Raw genomic sequence first — 19,154 nt, 5'->3', positions numbered from 1 at the left:
CTAGTTCCAGACGTCCGCGGGCGGCGGCGCATCGCCCGCGGCGGGGACGCAGTCACTGGCGGCCGGAGCGTCCCGCGCCGACCGCGCCATATTGGCCGCCACGCCGGCGAGGGCGGCGGTCGCCCGGGCGGTGCGCCCGTCGCGTCGGGCGCCCGGGATCGCCCCGAGCGCCGAGGCGGGGTCGCCGGACAGGACCGCCGCCGCCGCCTGGCTCTCGACCGAGGGTTCAAGTTGGGCGACCAGAGCCTGGCCCAGCCCCGAATCCCTGGCCGCGGCGAACAGGCCGCCGAGGGGATTGCGACGCGGCGGCGGCGGGGCCTCGACGGGGCAGGCGTCCGACGGGCCGACCTGCGTCCCGGCCGCAGACTGGGCTTGGGCGGGCGCGGCGATGAAGAGGGCGGCGAGCGTCGCCGCCGCACGAACTGCGGTCATGGTTCCGGTCCTTGTCATAAGAGGGTCAGCGCGCGCCGGACGGGCAGACGGCGGCGATGCGCCGGCTGCTGGTCGTCAGGACGATGTCGATCGGCGTTCCGCCGACCATCGTCCGGGAGTTCAGGTTCACGCTGTACGAGGTGGGGGTGTAGGTCCCCGTGTTCCGGAATGTGGTCCGCACGCCCTCGTTGATGCAGGCCCCGGCGAAGGCGAAGCGTCCGCCGCCGATCTGCCGCTGGCTGAAGGTGCACCGTCCTTCGGTCAGTTCGGCCAGGACGCGCTCGAGCGGACGAGCCCTGACCTCGGCGGGGGTCAGGCATTCGCGCTTCCGCTCGACCTCGGGATCCCCCGCAATCCGGGTGGTGGTTTCGTAGTAGCCCGGAGACATCAGCGTCTCTCCGGCGGCGCTGGCGGTCAGGGGGGCGACGAGCAGGGTCGTCAGCGCGATCAGGGCGAATTGGGTCTTGTTCATTGTCGTCTCCGGGTCAGGCGGCGGGCGGAGGTCGGGGGAGGCCGCGCGCCGCAGGGCGTTCGCCAAGGCAGGCCAGGCGGTCGGCCCATGGGCGACCGGGGGCCTTGGTGTTGGCGTTCACCTAAAGACCGCGGACGGACGGCTCATCCTAAATGCTTCCTAAGCGCGGTTGAGCTTCCTAAAAGAACCCTATGGCTGAGGGCGTTCAGGGGGAGGCGACGCGTGATTGATGCCGACCTGGCCGCCTTCATCGAGGGGCCCGTCATGATGGTGTTCGCCGCGGCCGACGCCGCGGGCCGCCCCACGATCGGGCGCGCCACGGGCGCGCGCCGTACCGACAGCGGCGAGGTGGAGCTCTTCGTCTCACGCGGGCGCTGGGGCGAGGTGACGGACGATCTGAAAGTCGGCGCCCAGGTCGCCGTGACATTCTCCCGCCCCGCCGACTACCGAACCTTCCAGATCAAGGGCGTGTTGACGGCGATCACGCCCGCGCAGCCGGCGGACCTCGCGGCCGCGTCGACATATATGCAAGCGGTGACGGGATCGCTTCTGGAGCTCGGGGTGCTTCAGTCCCAGGTGGATCAGTGGCTGGCTTGCGACGACCTGATCACCCTCAGGTTCAAGCCGGGGGCGACCTTCGCCCAGACGCCCGGACCGGGGGCCGGCGCTCCCCTGTCGAGGGTCCGCCGATGATCGCCCTGACCAGCATCCGGGACTGTTTCGAGGGCGTCATTCCCTCGGTCGTGGCGACCCTGGACGCCGAAGGCGTGCCGAACGTCTCCTACCTGTCCCAGGTCTATCTGATCGACGACGACCACGTCGCCCTCTCCAACCAGTTCTTCTCCAAGACGGCCGACAATGTCAGGGCCACCGGCCGGGCCACGATCATCGTGGTGAGCGGCCGCTCCGGCATCCAGTACCGGCTGGATCTCGTTCATGAGGCTTCGCTGACGACCGGCGATCTGTTCGACCGCATGGCCGCCCAGCTGAGCGCCATCGGCACCCAGCAGGGCGCGGGCGAGATCATGAAGCTCCGGAGCGCGGAGCTCTATCGGGTCGAGGCCTGCCGCCCGCTCGCGGGTCCGACGGACGCCGCGCCGGCCGCCCCGGCCACGCCCCATCCGAAAGCCGACGAACGCCTGGCCCAGGCCGCGCGGCTGAGCGCCGCCATCGGGGCCGAAAGCGACGCGGACGCCATGGTGGATCGCACCCTGGAGGGCCTGATCTCGGACTTCGGCTTTTCCAACGCCATGGTCCTCGCCGTCGATCCGGCCGAAGGACGACTGACCACCCTGGCCAGCCGGGGATATCCTATCGGCGGCGCGGGATCCGAAGTGGCGCCGGGCGAGGGCGTGATCGGCATCGCCGCGAGCAGCGGACGCCCGGTGCGGCTGAGCGACATGAGCCGTGGACGCCGGATGGCGGCGGCGGTCCGGGCTTCGGCCCGGATAGATGCGGATCGCTACATTCCCCTGCCCGGGCTGGCCGAGCCTCAAAGCCAGCTGGCCGCCCCCATGATCAGCCGCGGAAAGACCTATGGGGTCCTGTTCACGGAATCTCCCGAGCGGTTCCGGTTCGGACCGGACGATGAAGCGGCGCTCACCCTGATCGGCGGACAGCTGGTCGCCTCCCTGCGGCTGGCTGACATGGAAGCCGGGGAGCTGCCCCCCGAACGCCCAGGCGACCTGCAGCCGCTCCCGGGCGCGCCCTTCAGGGTCAAGCTGTTCGCCTATGACGACAGCCTGTTCATCGACGAAACCTATGTCATCAAGGGCGTGCCCGGCCGCCTTCTGTTTCACTTCCTGCGCATCTATGCCGAAAGCGGGCGCTGCGACTTCACGAACCGCGAGGTCCGCCTCGAGTCCACGCTTCGGCTGCCGGACCTGAAGGACAACCTCGAGACCCGGCTCATCCTGCTGCGGCGGCGCCTCGATGAGCGGCGGATGCCCGTCCGCCTGTCGCGTCCGAGACGGGGTCAGATCCGGCTGGAGGTCGAGGGGAGCCCGCAGCTGGAGCTGATCGACAAATAGGCCGCGTCGCCGGGCGGAATGGTCCGAAGACCTCGACGGTCAGGCGGCCGACACAGGTTCGGCGGGGCAGGTGCGCGCGACATAGTCGCTGTGCCCGGGCATGACGGCGACGCATTTGCGGATGACGCCCTCGACATTGCCCAGGAAGGCCTCGATCTCCGCTTCGCTCCTGATGTCGACCAGCGGATCGTAGCCGCGCGGGATCACGCCCTGACCAAGGAACACCTGGATCCAGCTTTCCTCGGCGAACAACTCCTCATCCTCGCGGAAGATGCGGCCATTGGCGGTGAACAGGTCCATTTTTCGCTGGAGAGTGTCGGGGATCTCCATGTCGCGGCAGTAGCGCCAGAACGCCGTGTCGTCCCGCTCCGTCGCCTTGTAGTGGAGGATGATGAAGTCGCGGATCCGCTCGTATTCGAAGTCGGTCTGGCGGTTGAACTCGGCGATGCTGGCGGGGTCGAAGCCGGCGTCGGGCAGCAGGCGGACCAGGCGGATGATGGCCGACTGAATCAGGTGGATGCTGGTCGACTCAAGCGGTTCGAGAAACCCGCTGGACAGGCCGATGGCGACGCAGTTCCGGTTCCACGTCTGTTTGCGCTTTCCGGTGACGAAGCGAAGCCGGTTCGGTTCGGCCAGCGGCTCCCCGTCAAGGTTGGCCAGCAGGAGGGCCTCGGCCTCGGCGTCGTCCATATGCTGGCTGGAATAGACGTGGCCGTTGCCGGTGCGGTGCTGCAACGGGATGCGCCACTGCCAGCCGGCCGGCCGCGCCGTCGAGCGGGTGTAGGGCGTCAACGGCTCGACACGGGCGCACGGCACGGCCATGGCGCGATCGCACGGCAGCCAGTGAGTCCAGTTCTCATAGCCGGTCTTCATGGCCTGCTCGATGATCAGGCCGCGGAAGCCCGAGCAGTCGATGAACAGGTCGGCCTCGATGACCGCTCCGTCCTCCATCGTCACGGACTCGACGAAGCCGTCCTCGCCGCGCAGCGTGACGTCGGCGATCTTGCCCTCCCGCCGGACGACGCCCTTCGCCTCGGCCAGACCGCGCAGGTAGCGGGCGTAGAGGCTGGCGTCGAAGTGGAAGGCGTGGGCGATGTGGCCGATCGGCGAGTCGACCATCTTGGGGTCGGCGCGCATGAATTTGTTCTCGAGCGCCGCCGCCGTGTTGATCGAAAAGTTGGCGAAGTCCGAGGCGCGGCCGAGGCCGTTCATCTTCAGCCAGTACTGGTGGCATCGCAGCCATTCGAGGTCGCGGCCGATCAGGCCGAAGCCATGGATGTAGCTGTGTCCCTGCTTCCACCAGTCGACGAACTGGATGCCCAGCTTGTAGCTGCCCTGGGTCCTCTGCATGAACTCGGTCTCGTCGAGACCCAGCAACTCGTTGTATTTCTTGATCGCCGGGATGGTGGCTTCGCCGACCCCGATGATGCCGATAGCTTCGGACTCGATCAGGGTGATCTCGTACCGGCCCTTGAACAGCCTGGCGAGCAGCGCCGCCGTCATCCAGCCGGCCGTGCCGCCGCCAACGATCAGGATTTTCTTGAGCTGCTGCATGCCGGTCCCGTCCGCTCCAGTGGACCTAGCTTTCGCAGGCTGCGGGCGTCGTCGGCAAGGGCAGGCGTCCGACCGTGGAAGGCCCCGCGTAGCTCAGGCCATAGCCCCGGGCGAACTGGACGACGTCGCCCGACCTCTCGCCGGTGCTGCAGGCCGAGCCCGGCCAGGCGAAGGACAGACGGCCGGTGAAGTCATGGGCGCCGCCGACCAGCACATCCGCCAGTCCGGCCCCTTCGGTGCCCGGCAGGAAGGCGGCGACAAAGGCGTCCGACAGGTTGATCAGGTCGTTGGCGTAGGCCGGGCGGCCCGAATACAGCACCGTGACGACCGGCACGCCCTTGCCCGAGACCGCCTGCAGGGCGGCGAGATCGGCCGGGTGCTGCAGGCTGTGCTGAACCGGCGTGGGGAAGCGGACGTCGCCGTTGAACTCGGCGTAGGGCGTTTCTCCCAGCACGGCCACGACGGCGTCGAAGCGCGACACGTCCACGCCGGCGCCATCGGCCGAATAGACCACGTTGTCGGCGCCCAGAGCCTGCCGCAGCGCAGTCAGCAGGGTCTGGCCGGTGGCGAAGTCGGCATTGGCGTTCTCGGTGCCCTGCCAGGTCAGGGACCAGCCTCCGGTCTGGTTGGACAGGCTGTCGGCGCTGGCCCCCACGACGAGGATCTTGCGTCCGGACTGCAGCGGCAGGGCCGCGTTGTTGTTCTTCAGCAGGACCACCGACTTGCGGACCGCCTCGCGGGCGAGTTCGGAGGCGTCCAGCGCCTCGGCCCGACCGGTCAGCGGGCTGGCGTCGGCCGGGCGGTCGAACAGGCCCGAGCGCATCTTGACGCGCAGGATGCGGGTCACCGCGTCATCGATGCGGGCTTCCGAAATACGGCCCTCGCGGACGTCGGCCACGGTGTTGGCGATGAAGGCGCGCCAGTCCTCGGGGACCATGAAAACGTCAATTCCGGCGTTGACCGCCTGGGCGCAGCGATCCTTGGCGCAGCCCGCCACCTGTTCGATGCCGTTCCAGTCCGAGACAACCAGGCCGTCGAAGCCCAGCTCGCCCTTGAGCACGCCGGCGATCAGGTCGCGGTTGCCGTGCATCTTGCCTTGGTCCTGACCCGACGCGGTGTCGAACCAGCTGCTGTAGGAGATCATCACCGTCTGCACATCGGCGTCCAGGGCGCCGAGATAGCCGGCGCCGTGGCGGCCCAGCAGGTCGTCGCGGGTGGTGCGGGTCTGGCCCTGGTCGACGCCGTTGAAGGTGCCGCCGTCGCCCAGATAGTGTTTGGCCGACGCCAGCACGTCGCCCTCCCCGGTGAGCTCGCCCTGCAGGCCACGCACCATGGCCTCGCCATAGACGCGGACAAGGGCCGGGTCGCTGGACCAGCTTTCGTAGGTGCGGCCCCAGCGGCGGTTCCCGCCGACGGCGAGGGTCGGAGCAAAGGCCCAGGTGATGCCGGTGGCGCGCACCTGCCGCGCCGTGGCCCGCCCGATCCGCTCGATCAGGTCCGGATCATGGGCGGCGCCGAGGCCGATGTTGTGTGGGAAGATGGTCGCGCCCGAAACATTGTTGTGCCCGTGCACGGCGTCGGTGCCCCACAGCAGCGGGATCTTCACCGCCATGTCGGTGGCGAGGGCCGCGTCGGCGTAGGCGTCGGCCCAGGCGGCCCACTCCGCCACCGTCGAACGCTTGTCCATTTCCGGCCAGGCGCCGCCGCCGTTCAGCACCGTGCCGATATAATACTGGCGCACCTCGTCCGGGGTGATGAAGCGGACGTCCGGCTGGGTCATCTGCCCGACCTTCTGCTCCAGCGTCATACCGGCGACGATGCCGGCGATCCGGCGCTCCATCGCAGGGTCCAGCCGGCTGGCCGAAGCCGCCGCAGGTGCGTCGACCGCCTGCGGCGGGACTACGGCCATCGGCGCGCAGCCGGCCAGCAACAGGAGCGTAAGCGAGAGCTTCAGGGCGGGGCGCTTCATACGTCTACTCAACTACTCACGGGAGAAGGAAGGCCGCCGTGGAGCGGGGCGGCGAAGCGCTCCGTCCACGGCGGGTCAGGTTCCGGCGCGTCGGGCGCGCCGACGGTCAGAACCGGTAGTTGACGCCGAACAGATACTGGCGGCCGTACTCCTCGTAGGTTTCCGGCAGGTAGCTTCCGTCCGCGGTGGTCGTGCCGCCGCTGTCGATGCCAAGCCGGGTCCGGTACGGTGAGTTGGTCAGGTTGTTGACCTGGAACAGCAGACCCAGACCTTCCATCGGTCCGCTTTCGAACGTGTAGCCGATCTGGGCGTCGATCTGCTCGTCGTCCATGATCTCCGTCTGACCACGGGTGGCGAACAGCTGCACCACCTCACCCTTGAAGGCCTCGCGGAAGCGCTTGCTGATGCGGGCCTGGAAGCCGCCGCGTTCGTAGTAGGCGGTCATGTTATAGACCATGCCGGACAGGCCCGGGATGCGGACCGGAGCGCCGCCCGCGGTGGGGTTCAGATCCGATTCCGTGAACGAGACGCTGCCGAGCACGCCGAGTCCGTCCAGCGCATCCGAGATCGTGCCGAAGTTGAAGGCCCCGCTGATCTCGACCCCTTCGATGGTCCCCCCATCGCCGTTGGCGGGCAGGGTGATCTGGCCGATCGGGCTGATGGTCGCGCCCGCCGCGATGATCGCCGCCGCCGTCGTCGGCAAGGGAATGCCGGTGAAGTCGAAGGTGCCGGTCTGCTGGTAGATGTAGCTGTCGAGGTTCTTGTAGAAACCGGCGATCGACAGATAGGTCGTCGGATTGACGTACCATTCATAGGCCAGGTCGAAGGCGGTGGCGCGCCAGGGCTCGAGGTTTGGATTGCCGCCCGAGGCGGACCACGGATTGACCGTCTGGCCCTGACAGGCCTGGGCGGTGCAGACCAGGGCGTTGAAGCTGGGCGTCACATTGGCGCGCATCTCGTCCATGCGCGGCCGGGCCATGGTCTTGGACGCGGCGAAACGGATACGGTGACCGCCGCCGAAGTCGTAGATCATGTTGAGGCTGGGCAGGACGTCCGTGTAATCGTTCCCGGCCGTGATGGAGATCGGCACGATCGGCTGGCCCTGCTCGGTGCCGTTGATGACCACGCCGGTCGATTCCTGCGACTGCTGGACCACCTGCAGCCCGAAGTTGCCGCGGACGCTTCCCTTCTCGAACTCGGCCCGCGCGTACCAGGTGACGACCTCTTCATCGATATCCCAGTTCTTGTCGAAGAAGTTGGCGTCGAGGATCGGCGCCCGGTCGTAATAGACGTCCAGCGCCCGCGTCAGGTCGACGCTCAGGACATCGCCGAAACCGGCGAAATCCAGCGATGTCGCTTCCACGAGGTACTGCGGGTCGACCAGCACCTGCTGTCGCCCGTTCTTGAGGAACAGGTCGAAGTCGTCGACGCGCTTGGTCTTGCTGCGGTTGGCCAGGTTCACGCCGCCGCTGACGGTGTGGATGATGCCGGTCAGGTCACGCTCGAACTTCAGGTCTGCGGCGTAGATGCGCTCCTCGACGTCGGGGAAGCGGATGGCCCCGTCGTGACCCCAGCCGCCCCAGGGTGCGCGATCACCCAGCGACACCTGCGAGGCGTCGGCGTAGTTCAGGCCCTCGCTGTAGGTCGGATAGCCGTCGTCGTTGACCTCGAAGGTGATCGTGTCGAGCGTCCGTCCGCCGCCCTGCGGGCCAAGGCCATAGCCGGCGTAGGTTTCAAGGATCTGCTCGCGCCGCTGGTTGGTCGAGTATGACAGGTCGGCCTCGACCCGGGTGCGTTCGTCGATCTCGTATTCGGTGTTCAGACCGGCGGAGAACAGCTCGTCCTCGCGGGTGTTGTAGTCGTTGCGGATGATCGGCACGCCGCCGTTCAGGGTGCCGCTTCGGGCGAACAGCGAGCCGCCGCGGTCCTCGGTCTGCACATCGGTGAAGGTGGCGTTGTCAGCCCAGCCGTTGGAGAACCACTGCGCCCCGCGCATGGTCTCTTCCTGGTCGAACTTCGAATAGTAGAGGTCCAGCGTCGAGTGCAGCCGGTCGTTCGGCCGCCATTCGACGATGCCGATGACCGCGTCGCGCTGGTTCATGCGCGAGGTCGCGAACAGTTCCTGTCCATTGAGGATCAGGGCGTCGTCGGCGCTGTCCGGCGTGACGGCGAAGCCAAACGCTTCATAGCCGTAGGCCTTGTAGTGGCGGTTCTGCGAGGGCGAGTCGAGGTGGGCGTAACCGAGGGCCACCCCGAGGGTGTCGTCCGCGAACTGGTCGATATAGCTGATCGAGAAGCGGCCGCCGTAGTTGTTGACGTCGTCGTTCAGGCTGTCGCCCTCAACCACCTCGCCGCGCAGATTGACGGCGATGGCCTGGCTGCCGAACTCGAGGGGGCGGACAGTGCGAAGGTCCGCCGTGCCCGACAGGCCCATGCCGGAAATCTCCGCGTCCGGCGTCTTGTAGATGACCACGCCCGACAGCAGCTCGGACGGGTACTGGTCGAATTCGACGGCCCGGTTGTCCCCGGAGCTGGCCTGCTGGCGGCCGTTCAACAGGGTGGTGGTGAAGTCGGGCGCGAGACCGCGGATGGAGATGACCTGGGCGCGGCCGTTGACGCGTTGCGCCGCCAGACCGGGCAGGCGCGCGATCGACTCGGCGATCGAGACGTCCGGCAGCTTGCCGATGTCTTCGGCCGAGACGGCTTCGACGATCGAGGTCTCGTTACGCTTGATGCTGATCGAGTCCGCCAGGCCGCGACGCAGGCCGGTGACGATGACCTCATCGATTTCGGTCGCCTCCTCGGTCTGGGCGGGCGCGGGATCCTGGGCATGGGCGACGCCGGGCGCGACGAGCGCCAGCGCCAGAGCCGACACGGTAAGACAAAGCTGCGACGGCGAGACTCCGCCGGTCTTGCGAACGCCTGCGAACTGGCTGCGCATGAGTACCCCCTGTTGTTTCCCCGGCGTGGACCCTTGAGCCGCACGTCCATTTTGTTTCGCCGCAAGCCGCTCTGTGGAACCGGATTGGAAGCGCTTCCAACACGTAACCGAATTGATCCCGTTGTGCAATCGAAACCCGGATCGACGGGCGATCAGCCGCCCCGCGGCCCCTCCGCTGGCTTCCAGACATAGGTCGCTGCAGTTTTCGCCGGCAGCTCGGCCGCCAGGCGTCGCCCGCCCTCGCGAATATCGAAGGCGACCGAACCGGCGCCTTCGTTGAGGACGATCAGCACCCGCTGGCCGTCGGGATTGACGAAGGCGACCGCCGCCAGTCCCTCGGGCTCGATCGACGCGACGCGCCGGGCGCCAGGACGCACGAACCGGCTGGCATGACCAAAGGCGTAGTATTCCTGGTTCCGCTCGATCACGCCGGTGCGGCTGTTGATCCTGACGACGCCGCGGCAGTCCCCGCAGCCGCCGGCATGGGGTCCGTAGGTCTCGTCCAGCGCCAGATTCCACATCAGGACGCCGCGCGCCCAGTGCTCCGTTGATCCGATGATCAGGGTCTTCATCGTCCAGCCGAAGCTGTCGGCGAAGTCCGCGGCCCATTCGCCGCCCGAACACTCGGTGAAGAAGACGTCCTTGTCGGGCCAGACCTCGCGGACCTGGCTCTGCGCCTGAACGTCTCCGGCGTAACAGTGCCAGGCGACGCCCGCGATGAAGGGGCGGGCCCGCTCGTCAGCCAGCGCCGTCAGCGGCTGTTGCGGCAGGTCCCAGTTATGATCCCATTCGAGTATCCGCGTGGAGATGCCGGCGTCCCGCAGCCTTGGGCCCAGATGGGCGCCGATGAAGGTCGCGCGGTCCTGCGGAGCCCATCGCATGCCGGGGTAGCTGTCGGGTTCGAAGTCCGGCTCGTTCTGGATGCTGAGGTAGTCGGTCGGCACGCCGTTGGCCCGAGCCGACTCGATGTAGCGACGGAAATAGTCGGCATAGACCGGGTAGAATTCCGGCTTCAGCTGGCCCCGGATCATTGAGCCGGTCGTCTTCATCCAGCCCGGCGCGCTCCACGGCGAGGCCATGACCTTGAGGTCCGGATTGATCGCCAGCGCCTGCCGGACGGTCGGGAACACGTACTCTTCCATCCGCGCCGTCGAGAAGGTCGCCAGGGTCGGGTCCGGCGTCTCGGCGAGGCTGTAGTGGTCGAGTGAGAAGTCCGACGCTCCCACGGTCACGCGGGTGAAGCTGAAGCCGAGGCCATCGCCTTCGCGTCCGAACAACTCGCGCATCAGCGAGTCCCGCTGATCGCCGGCCAGCCTCGTCCGGATCAGGAAGGCCGAGGCGTCGGTGATCGCCGCGCCGAAGCCGACCATTTCCTGGAAGCGCTGGTCCACGTCGACGGTGATCGCAGGACCGGCCGGCGCCGGGTCGGCCTCGAACCGCAGAGGGGTCTGCTCCGACAACAGGCGGCTGCGGTCGCCGGACGTCATCCAGACGCGGGCGGAGGGGTCCGCCGGGATCCCGGCGCAGGCGGCCGCGCCCAGCGTCGCCAGCCCCGCGCTGACAGCCAGTACGCGCCGTGCGAACGTTGTGATTCGCCTGTCCATGGCCTTTTTCCTCCCGTCGGTTCGGACGTTCACGGGCTTCGGGCGACGTCCGGTGATCTCAGGCTTCACCATTGGAAGCGCTTCCAGTAGGAAGCGGTCTGAGCCTCAGGTCAAGCGATAGCGCTGGCGAATCCCGGCGCGGCGCACCCGGCCGACGCCCGGGCGACCACCGAATGGGGCAGGACGGTGAAGCGCCAGTCGGAACCCCGCCGTGTCCCCGCGAGTCGCTCGGCGATGATCTTCACCGCCTCGCCCCCCATATCTTTCAGGGGCTGATGGACGGTGGTGAGAGGCGGCCATACGATCTCCGACACCGGGGTGTCGTCGAAGCCGGTGATCGACAGATGTCCCGGCACGTCCAGGCCGCGGCCGTGCGCGGCGGACAGGGCCCCGGCGGCCATGTCGTCGTTGGCGCAGACCAGAGCCGTGGGCGGATCCGACAGGTCGAACAGTCGCGCGGCGAGCACGCTTCCGGACCGGAAGGTGAAGTCGCCTCGCACCACGGTCACCGCGTCCGGGTCGAGGCCGCGTTCACGCAGGGCGCGCTTCAGCCCGTCCATCCGCTGCTCCGCCGACAGGTGGCCCTCGATCCCGCTGATGAAGGCGAGGCGCCTGTGGCCGAGATCCAGCAGGTGTCGCGCGATGTCGTAGCCGCCGGCCTCGTCGTCGATGCCGACTCCGTCGGCGGCCGCTCGGCCAGGCCCGCCAGCCGAAATGGTCGCGACTTCGCAGCCCTGCCGGCGAATCTCCTCGATCAGGGTCGCGTCGTCGGCGAAGGGCGGGGTCAGGATCAGGCCCTGGCACCGTTGGGTGGTCATCACCTCCAGCACCTGCTTGCGCCGGTCGGGACTCTGTTGCGGCACATGGCGGGTCATCAGCTGGAAGCCGAGCGACAGGCATTCGCGCAGCGCGCCGAGCTCCAGCGCGGAGGCGTAGAAGGAGTTGGGCTCCGCCTCGAGGTCGGAGGCGAGGATCAGGGCCAGCATGCGGCTGCCGCCACCCGCCAGCGAGCGCGCCTGCGGATTGACGCTGTAGTTCAGGGCCGCAACCGCCGCCAATACGCGCGTACGGACCGCCTCGCTGACATTGGGTCCGCCGTTGAGCACGCGCGACACAGTGGTGCGACCGACGCCGGACTGGCGCGCCACATCGTCGATGGTCGGTCTTTTCGACGTCAAGATCGCTCCCCGCGTACAGGGCGCGCCTGTTCCCGCGCCGCCCGACCTCTACAATAGGTCGACGCGGCGCGCAGGGCGACCTCATATGTCGCCATGATCGTACCCGCCGCCGAGTCGCCGCCGTCTCATCGATCCCGCTGGTTCATCCTCGGCTACGGCGCGGCCCAGGCCGGCGCCTTCATCTGCTTCATTCCATTGCTGACCCTGCTGTTGCCCGGCAAGGCCCAGCTGATCGGCGGCGCTGACAAGGCCCTGTTGCTCAGCCAGATGGCCATGTTGGGCGGGCTGACCGCGGCCGTGGCCAATCTCCTGTTCGGCAGTCTCAGCGACCGCACCCGGGGGCCGCTGGGCCGACGGCGTCCGTGGATTCTCGCGGGGCTGGGACTGGTCGCCGTGGCGCTCGCCCTGATCGGCTGGGCCCACAGCCCCCTGCACCTGGCCCTGGGGGTGGTGGCCTTCCAGCTGGCGGTCAACGCCCTGTATGCGCCGCTCACCGCCCTTGTCCCCGACATGGTGGCGGACGCCCAGAAGGGACTGGTCTCGGCCTGGGCGGGCGCGGCCCTGCCGATCGCCAACCTGTTCACGGCGGTGGTGGTGACGCGTCTGGCCGGATCGCCGCCAGCGCAGTTCGCGATCATCATCCTGGTGGCGGCGGCGATGATCCTGCCCTTCGCCCTGACCCTGCGCGAGCCGCAGCCGCCCCGCGTCGCGGCGGGCCCCCTGCGGCTGTCCTTCGCCGCCCTCAGGGACCGACGCTTCTTCTGGACCTTCATCTCCCGCCTGCTGGTCGAGAGCGCCGTGGCCATCAACACCCTCTACCTGCTGTTCCTGCTGCAGGACCTGCCCGGCGCAAGACCGCAGGGCTGGTCCGCCCTGCAACTGTTCGGCGCACTGCTGATCGCCTCGACCGTGGCGGCGGCGCTCGGCGGTTTCATGGGCGGCGTGGGCTCGGACCGGCTGAGGCGACGCCGGCCCTTCGTCGTCGCCGGGGGCGTGGGCATGGCGGCGGCGCTGGCCCTGATGGTCCTGTGGCCCGCCTGGCCGGGTCCGCTCGCCGCCCAGCTGCTGTTCGGCGCGGCCCACGGCCTGCACGCCACCACAGTGGCGGCCATGACGGCGGAGATCCTGCCGGACCGCGCCATGGCCGGGCGCGACCTCGGGGTGATGAACATGGCCATCGCCCTGCCGCAGAGCCTCGCCCCGGCCGCCGCCGCCGTCCTTCTGGGTCTCGGCCTGCCGCTGACCGCGGTCTTCCTGGCGGCGTCCCTCGCCGCCCTGACCGCCGCCGCCGTCCTCGCGCCGCTGAGGCGTCTGGCCTGAGCGCCCTTTCAATGGCGGGATGGCGACCCCGGCAGGACTCCAACCTGCGACCTCGGCTTTAGGAAAGCCTTGCTCTATGCAGCTGAGCTACGGGGCCATCGCCGGCTGACCTAGCGGGTCGTGACGCGCGGGGGAAGCGCGCCGGCGGCCAAAATCACCAGCTCGCAAACTGGGACGCCCCGACGCACCGGAAACCGCCCGTTCCGCGGTTGTGGTTAATCCATCTTAAGATACAATATCTTGGGGTGAACAAATCCCGAATCGGGCCGTGTCGATGATTCGGTCCTGATTCGTTTCGCCCCTGTTCCGCCTGATCGAGCTTTGCTGTTTACCGACCAGGGGAAACCGTACGGCGCCGCTTGAGGAACCGGGCGGGAAGAGCCACCTTTTCAGCATCATGAGCGACCGCGGCACAGGACAGGCCCCCTCTCGCGTCGTCGCGGTGCTGGGGCCCACCAACACCGGCAAGACCCATCTGGCGGTCGAGCGGATGCTCGGTCACGCCTCGGGCATGATCGGCCTGCCGCTGCGGCTGCTGGCGCGCGAGATCTATGACCGGATCGTCAAGCGGCGTGGCGCGGCGGCGGTGGCGCTGGTCACCGGCGAGGAGAAGATCGTCCCGCCGCGGGCCCACTATTTCGTCTGCACCGTCGAGGCCATGCCGATGGAGCGGTCGGTCGAATTCCTCGCCGTCGACGAGATCCAGCTGGTGGCCGATCCCGAGCGGGGCCACGTCTTCACCCAGCGGCTGCTGCACGCCCGCGGCCGGTTCGAGACCATGTTCCTGGGCGCCGGGACCATGGCGCCGCTGATCCGGTCGCTGGTTCCGGACGTGGAGATCGTGTCGCGCGAGCGGCTGTCGACCCTGTCCTACGCCGGATCAAAGAAGCTGACCCGCCTGCCCGCCCGCAGCGCCATCGTCGCCTTCAGCACCGACCAGGTCTACGCCATCGCCGAGCTGATCCGGCGCCAGCGCGGCGGGGCGGCGGTGGTCATGGGCAGTCTGAGCCCGCGCACCCGCAACGCCCAGGTCGAGCTGTTCCAGTCGGGCGAGGTCGACTTCCTCGTGGCCACGGACGCCATCGGCATGGGGCTGAACATGGAGGTCGACCACGTCGCCTTCGCCGGCCTGCGCAAATTCGACGGACGGCGCACGCGCTGGCTGCACGCCCACGAGATCGGCCAGATCGCCGGCCGCGCCGGCCGCCACCTGCGCGACGGCACCTTCGGCGTCACCGGCGAAGCGATCGAGCTGGACCCCGACCTCGTCGAACAGGTGGTGGAGCATCGCTTTGACCCGGTCGAGGCGGCGGAATGGCGCCATGCGCGGCTGGACTTCGACACCCTGCCCGACCTGTTGCGCTCGCTGACGGTGACGCCGGGCGTCCGGGGGTTGAACCTGACCCGGCCGGCGCTGGACGAGACCCTGCTGCGCCGCCTGATCAAGGACGAGGACGTGGCCCGCGTCGGCCGGTCGCGCGGCGCCATCATGCGGCTGTGGGAGGCCTGCCAGCTTCCGGACTTCCAGAAGACCACCCTGGATGAGCATTCCCGGCTGGCGAAGCAAATTTTCGAAGCGTTGACCGGCAAGCGCGGGCGGCTGACGGCCGACTGGATCGCGCCACGCTTCGCCGACCTCGACCGCGACGACGGCCAGATCGACCAGCTGTCGGCGCGGCTGAGCGGCGTGCGGACGCTGAGTTATATCGCCAACCGCCCCGACTGGCTGGATCAGGCCCAGGGCTGGCGGGACAAGACCAAGGCGCTGGAGGAGCGGCTCTCCGACGTGCTTCACGAGCGGCTGACGGCGCGGTTCGTCGACCGGCGCACCACCGCCCTGATGCGGGCCCTGAACGTCCGCGAGGACGCGGTCGCGGATGTCGACTCCGAGGGCGCGGTGGTGGTCGAGGGCCATGCCGTCGGTCGGCTGATCGGGGTGGACTTCCAGATCGACAAGGGCGGCAGCGCGCTGGAGGACAAGGCCCTGCGTCATGCGGCGCGCCAGGCGGTGACGCCGGAGATCGCCCGGCGGCTGGGTCGGCTGGCGGCCGACGCGGACGAGGCGTTTTCCGTCACGCCCGACGGAGCGGTGCTGTGGCGCGGCGCCCAGGCGGGCCGGGTCGTCGGCGGCGACTGGTTCACGCCGCGCGTGCGGCTGCTGGGAGAACTGGGCCCCGTGGCGGCCCGCGAGCGGGCGCAACGCCGGTTGGAGGCCTGGCTGGCGGCCGAGGCCGGACGGGCGCTGCGGCCCCTGCGGCGACTGAAGGCGGCTGTCGAGAGCGGCGCGCTGAAGGGGTTGCCCCGCGGCCTCGCCTTCCGGCTGATCGAGGCCGGCGGCGTGATCGACCGGCGGGAGGTGGAGCGGGATCTGGCGGCGCTGAGCCAGGTCGAGCGTCGCACGCTGAAGACCTTCGGCGTCCGGTTGGGCGCGCATTCGGTGTGGCTGCCGGCGTTGATGAAGGGACGCGGCGCGACGGTGGCCCAGGCCTTTGTCGCCGACGAACCCTTCCGGCCGGGGTCCGGGGTTCTGACGCCCCTGCCCGCGACGCCGCCGTCGGCGCGGCTGCTGTCGGCCTTCGGGCTGCGGGCCGTCGGACGGGTCGCGGCGAGTGTCGAGATGCTGGAGTCGCTGGCCGAACGGCGGGCCCGGAACAGGGGCGTGCTGGGCGAGACGGACCTCGCCGAGCTGGGGATCACCCTCGAACAGGCTAAGGCGCTGGCCGGCGCGCTGAGGACGACGCGGGCCCAACAGGCCGACCGCCCGAACCGTGCGCCGAAGCCGGTATCCGACTCCCCCTTCGCCGCCCTGTCGGCGTTGACCACGCCGGCGCCGGCGCGCCGGAAACGCCCCCGGCGCCGGAAACCCGCGTGAGCGAGGCCGCCTGCCGCATCGATGTCTGGCTGTGGCGGGCGCGGTTCGCGAAGAGCCGCTCCCTGGCCGCCGGCATGGTCGAACGGGGCGCGGTGCGCCTCACCCACAACGGCGTGCAGACGCGGCTCGACAAGCCGAGCCGCTGCGTCCACGTCGGGGACGGCCTGGTCTTCGCCATCGGCGGTCGGCTGTTCGACCTCGAGGTGCTGCAGATGGGCGAAAGGCGCGGACCGCCCGAAGAGGCCCGCGCCCTGTATTCGCTCGTGGAGCCGGGGCCGCCTACTGGCGAATGAACTCGCCCTCGATGTGCAGGCTGACCTCGTCGCCCAGCACCCGCAGGGCGTAGTTGATGCCGAAGTCCGACCGCTTGATGGTCGCCTCGCCGTCGAAGCCGGCCCGATAGGCGCCGCCCATCGACGGACCGGCCTGGTTGAACCGGACCGTCATGGTCACCGGCCGGGTGACGCCGCGCAGAGTCAGATCGCCGACCACGGTGGCCCGGTCCGGAGCCGTCGGATCGACGGTCACCGAGCGGGAGACATAGGTCGCGACCGGGTGGTTGGCGGTATCGAAGAAGTCGGCCGTCTGAAGGTGGGCGTCGAGGCCGTCCGAGTTGGAATCCACCTCGGTCAGCGGAATGGTCGCAGTCAGAGTCGCCGCGGACGGATTGGCCGGGTCGAGGGTCAGGTCGGCGTCGACATTCACGAACTGGCCCTTGTAGGTCGAGAACCCGAGATGGCTGACCGACCAGGTGATCTTGCCGTGGTCGGAATCGAGCGCATAGGCCCCCGCCTGGACCTCGGCCGGCGCCCGGGTCAGAGCGGCCTGGGCGACGACGGCGCCGCCGGTCAAAAGGCTGATCGAGGCGGCGGCGGCGATGACGGTGCGGGAGACGAGACGCATGAGGCGAAATCCTGTGATGATGGAACGATCTGCAATCGTGTTTGATACAGATAGCGCGCCGCGCCGGCATCGCAACCCCGGTGCGGGATGCGTCACGTCCGCTCACCGAGTTGACAGCCGGGGTCTCCGGGGTCATCTGCGCAGCCCGTCCCACCAACCGCGCGATCACCGTTCCGCTCCATGACCTACATCGTCACCGACGCCTGCGTGAAATGTAAGTTCATGGACTGCGTGGAGGTCTGCCCCGTCGATTGTTTCTACGAGGGCGAAAACTTCCTCGTCATCGCCCCGGACGAATGCATCGACTGCGGCGTCTGCGAGCCCGAGTGCCCGGTCGACGCAATCAAGCCGGACACCGAGGACGAGCCCGACGGCAAATGGCTGATGGTCAACGCCGAATACGCCAGGACCTGGCCGAACATCACGGTCAAGGGCACGCCTCCCGCCGACGCCGAAGCCTTTGAGCGCGAGACCGGCAAGTTCGAGAAATATTTCTCGCCGAACCCGGGCAAGGGGTCCTGAAGCTCAGCCGCCTCCACTCGACGGCGCGCTGACACGATCCGGAGAGGTTTTACAGCCTTCCGTATGCTGACGCTGTGGACGTTTTGAAATTCCGCAAATTTGTGATAGGTTACTGTCATTGGGTCGGGCGGTCTGCGATTTCTTCGCGCCGCCCGCGTTTGCGACAGAATCCCTCCCATGCAGGCGGGATCGGCCAGAGGTTTGGTGATCCGTTTCCGTTTTGACGACTGAGAGCATTTGCGCCGACGGCCTCCCCGCCGCCGGTCGATGCCCTGTCGTTTCCTCGTTTTCGTCTCGCCCGTCCTCCGCGCCGGGAAAGGAATGACATGACGAACAAGACCGGTCTGGAATTCAAGGTTGGCGACGCGGTCGTCTATCCGGCGCACGGCGTCGGCAAGGTGGCGGCCGTGGAGACCCAGGAAGTCGCGGGCATGTCTCTGGAGGTCTACGTCGTGACCTTCGACCACGAGAAGATGACCCTGCGGGTCCCGACCAAGAAGGCCAAGACCGCCGGCCTGCGTTCGCTGGCCGCCGACGACGTCGTGTCCAAGGCCCTGACAACGCTGAAGGGCCGCGCCCGCATCAAGCGCACCATGTGGTCGCGTCGCGCGCAGGAATACGAAGCCAAGATCAACTCGGGCGACCTGATCTCGATCGCCGAGGTGGTCCGCGACCTGCACCGTGCCGACAGCCAGCCGGAACAGTCCTATTCCGAGCGTCAGCTCTATGAATCGGCGCTGGACCGGATGGCTCGCGAAGTCGCCGCGGCCAACCGCATCGACAAGGACGCCGCCGTCGAACTGCTCGGCAAGTCGCTGAGCGCCAAGAAGGCCGTCATCGCCGCGGCCGAAGCCGCCGAGGCCGAAGAAGCCGAAGCCGCTTGATCGGACGACCAGCGCGGAAATGGATAAGGCCCGGGAGCGATCCCGGGCCTTTTTCAGTCGGGGCCGCCGCCGCCGGTGCTGGAGACGGATTCAAGGTAGGCGATGACATTGGCGACCTCGCCGGCCTCCAGTTCGATCGGCGGCATGGCGGGGTGAGCCGTGACCAGTCCCTCAGCCAGCGCCTCCTGCAGGTCCCGCACGGGATAGGTGCGGCCCATCTGGCGGAAGGGCGGAGCGGCCTTCATGGGGCTGTCGCCCATCAGTTCGACGGCGTGACAGCCGGCGCACCTCTGCCGGACCAGGTTTCCGCCCAAGGCGGCGGAGCCGACGGGGGCCGCGTCCATCCGGACCGCAGCGGGACCTTCGTCAGTCGCGCATGCAGCCAGCCCGAACGCCAGCAACCCCGTCACGACAAGCACCTGGTTGCGTTTCATGTCTGCCTCCTCCGGCATTCGATACCGGAGCATGCCGAC

At 68.6% G+C, this 19,154-nt stretch carries 16 protein-coding genes and 1 tRNA gene; 7 read left to right on the top strand and 10 right to left on the bottom strand.

Annotated features, from left to right (window positions below):
- Together V6M45_RS08420 and V6M45_RS08415 are read right to left on the bottom strand one after the other, a co-directional pair.
- The gene (locus V6M45_RS08420; RefSeq protein ID WP_332655454.1) at positions 1–432 is read right to left on the bottom strand and encodes a hypothetical protein; all 432 of its coding nucleotides are present in this window, start codon (positions 430–432) and stop codon (positions 1–3) included.
- A 25-nt stretch (positions 433–457) separates the two neighbouring features.
- Positions 458–904, bottom strand: a complete 447-nt coding sequence (locus V6M45_RS08415; protein WP_332655452.1) for a DUF3617 domain-containing protein — start codon at positions 902–904, stop codon at positions 458–460.
- 222 nt (positions 905–1,126) lie between these two features.
- Between V6M45_RS08415 and V6M45_RS08410 the strand changes: the two genes are divergently transcribed.
- Both V6M45_RS08410 and V6M45_RS08405 read left to right on the top strand, forming a co-directional pair.
- Entirely contained in the window at positions 1,127–1,597 is a 471-nt protein-coding gene (locus V6M45_RS08410; RefSeq protein ID WP_332655450.1) for a pyridoxamine 5'-phosphate oxidase family protein, read from the top strand.
- Entirely contained in the window at positions 1,594–2,934 is a 1,341-nt protein-coding gene (locus tag V6M45_RS08405) for a GAF domain-containing protein (protein WP_332655448.1), read from the top strand. Before V6M45_RS08410 ends, V6M45_RS08405 begins: the two co-directional genes overlap by 4 nt.
- A 39-nt stretch (positions 2,935–2,973) precedes the next feature.
- Here V6M45_RS08405 and V6M45_RS08400 read toward each other — a convergent pair whose 3' ends face one another.
- The 5 genes from V6M45_RS08400 to V6M45_RS08380 form a co-directional block, all read right to left on the bottom strand.
- Positions 2,974–4,488, bottom strand: coding sequence for a tryptophan halogenase family protein (locus V6M45_RS08400; protein ID WP_332655446.1), 1,515 nt, complete (start codon positions 4,486–4,488; stop codon positions 2,974–2,976).
- A gap of 25 nt (positions 4,489–4,513) precedes the next feature.
- Positions 4,514–6,457 carry a glycoside hydrolase family 3 protein gene (locus V6M45_RS08395; RefSeq protein WP_332655445.1) on the bottom strand — a complete coding sequence of 648 codons (1,944 nt, stop codon included), beginning with the start codon at positions 6,455–6,457 and terminating at the stop codon, positions 4,514–4,516.
- A 106-nt stretch (positions 6,458–6,563) separates the two neighbouring features.
- Complete coding sequence (locus tag V6M45_RS08390) at positions 6,564–9,398, bottom strand: TonB-dependent receptor (RefSeq protein WP_332655444.1); 2,835 nt, start codon at positions 9,396–9,398, stop codon at positions 6,564–6,566.
- 152 nt (positions 9,399–9,550) lie between these two features.
- Positions 9,551–11,002 carry a glycoside hydrolase family 30 protein gene (locus tag V6M45_RS08385; RefSeq protein WP_332655442.1) on the bottom strand — a complete coding sequence of 484 codons (1,452 nt, stop codon included), beginning with the start codon at positions 11,000–11,002 and terminating at the stop codon, positions 9,551–9,553.
- Positions 11,003–11,112: 110 nt separating this feature from the next.
- A complete protein-coding gene (locus V6M45_RS08380; protein ID WP_332655440.1) occupies positions 11,113–12,180 on the bottom strand; it encodes a LacI family DNA-binding transcriptional regulator in 1,068 nt (355 codons plus the stop codon).
- A gap of 93 nt (positions 12,181–12,273) precedes the next feature.
- Here V6M45_RS08380 and V6M45_RS08375 point away from each other — a divergent pair, with 93 nt between their 5' ends.
- Positions 12,274–13,500: an MFS transporter gene (locus V6M45_RS08375; protein ID WP_332655438.1), complete on the top strand. Its 1,227-nt coding sequence runs from the start codon at positions 12,274–12,276 to the stop codon at positions 13,498–13,500.
- Between the two features lie 20 nt (positions 13,501–13,520).
- Here the strand turns inward: V6M45_RS08375 and V6M45_RS08370 are convergent.
- Positions 13,521–13,597, bottom strand: a tRNA-Arg gene (locus V6M45_RS08370).
- Positions 13,598–13,897: 300 nt separating this feature from the next.
- Here V6M45_RS08370 and V6M45_RS08365 point away from each other — a divergent pair.
- Both V6M45_RS08365 and V6M45_RS08360 read left to right on the top strand, forming a co-directional pair.
- Positions 13,898–16,372: a helicase-related protein gene (locus tag V6M45_RS08365; RefSeq protein ID WP_332655436.1), complete on the top strand. Its 2,475-nt coding sequence runs from the start codon at positions 13,898–13,900 to the stop codon at positions 16,370–16,372.
- Positions 16,369–16,665, top strand: coding sequence for an RNA-binding S4 domain-containing protein (locus tag V6M45_RS08360; RefSeq protein ID WP_332655434.1), 297 nt, complete (start codon positions 16,369–16,371; stop codon positions 16,663–16,665). Before V6M45_RS08365 ends, V6M45_RS08360 begins: the two co-directional genes overlap by 4 nt.
- Here V6M45_RS08360 and V6M45_RS08355 read toward each other — a convergent pair.
- Positions 16,652–17,275: a YceI family protein gene (locus V6M45_RS08355; RefSeq protein ID WP_332655432.1), complete on the bottom strand. Its 624-nt coding sequence runs from the start codon at positions 17,273–17,275 to the stop codon at positions 16,652–16,654. The genes V6M45_RS08360 and V6M45_RS08355 overlap by 14 nt on opposite strands.
- 180 nt (positions 17,276–17,455) lie before the next feature.
- On the opposite strand from V6M45_RS08355, the gene fdxA reads away from it, so the two are divergent.
- Positions 17,456–17,797: a ferredoxin FdxA gene (gene fdxA / locus V6M45_RS08350; protein WP_332655430.1), complete on the top strand. Its 342-nt coding sequence runs from the start codon at positions 17,456–17,458 to the stop codon at positions 17,795–17,797.
- Positions 17,798–18,123: 326 nt separating this feature from the next.
- Positions 18,124–18,681, top strand: a complete 558-nt coding sequence (locus V6M45_RS08345) for a CarD family transcriptional regulator (protein WP_259548078.1) — start codon at positions 18,124–18,126, stop codon at positions 18,679–18,681.
- Between the two features lie 53 nt (positions 18,682–18,734).
- On the opposite strand, the gene V6M45_RS08340 is transcribed toward V6M45_RS08345, so the two are convergent.
- A complete protein-coding gene (locus V6M45_RS08340) occupies positions 18,735–19,115 on the bottom strand; it encodes a c-type cytochrome (RefSeq protein ID WP_332655425.1) in 381 nt (126 codons plus the stop codon).
- Positions 19,116–19,154 lie beyond the last annotated feature (39 nt).

This window comes from Brevundimonas sp. (assembly GCF_036676055.1).
Classification (GTDB): domain Bacteria; phylum Pseudomonadota; class Alphaproteobacteria; order Caulobacterales; family Caulobacteraceae; genus Brevundimonas.
This window is presented reverse-complemented; position numbering and strand designations above follow the sequence as displayed.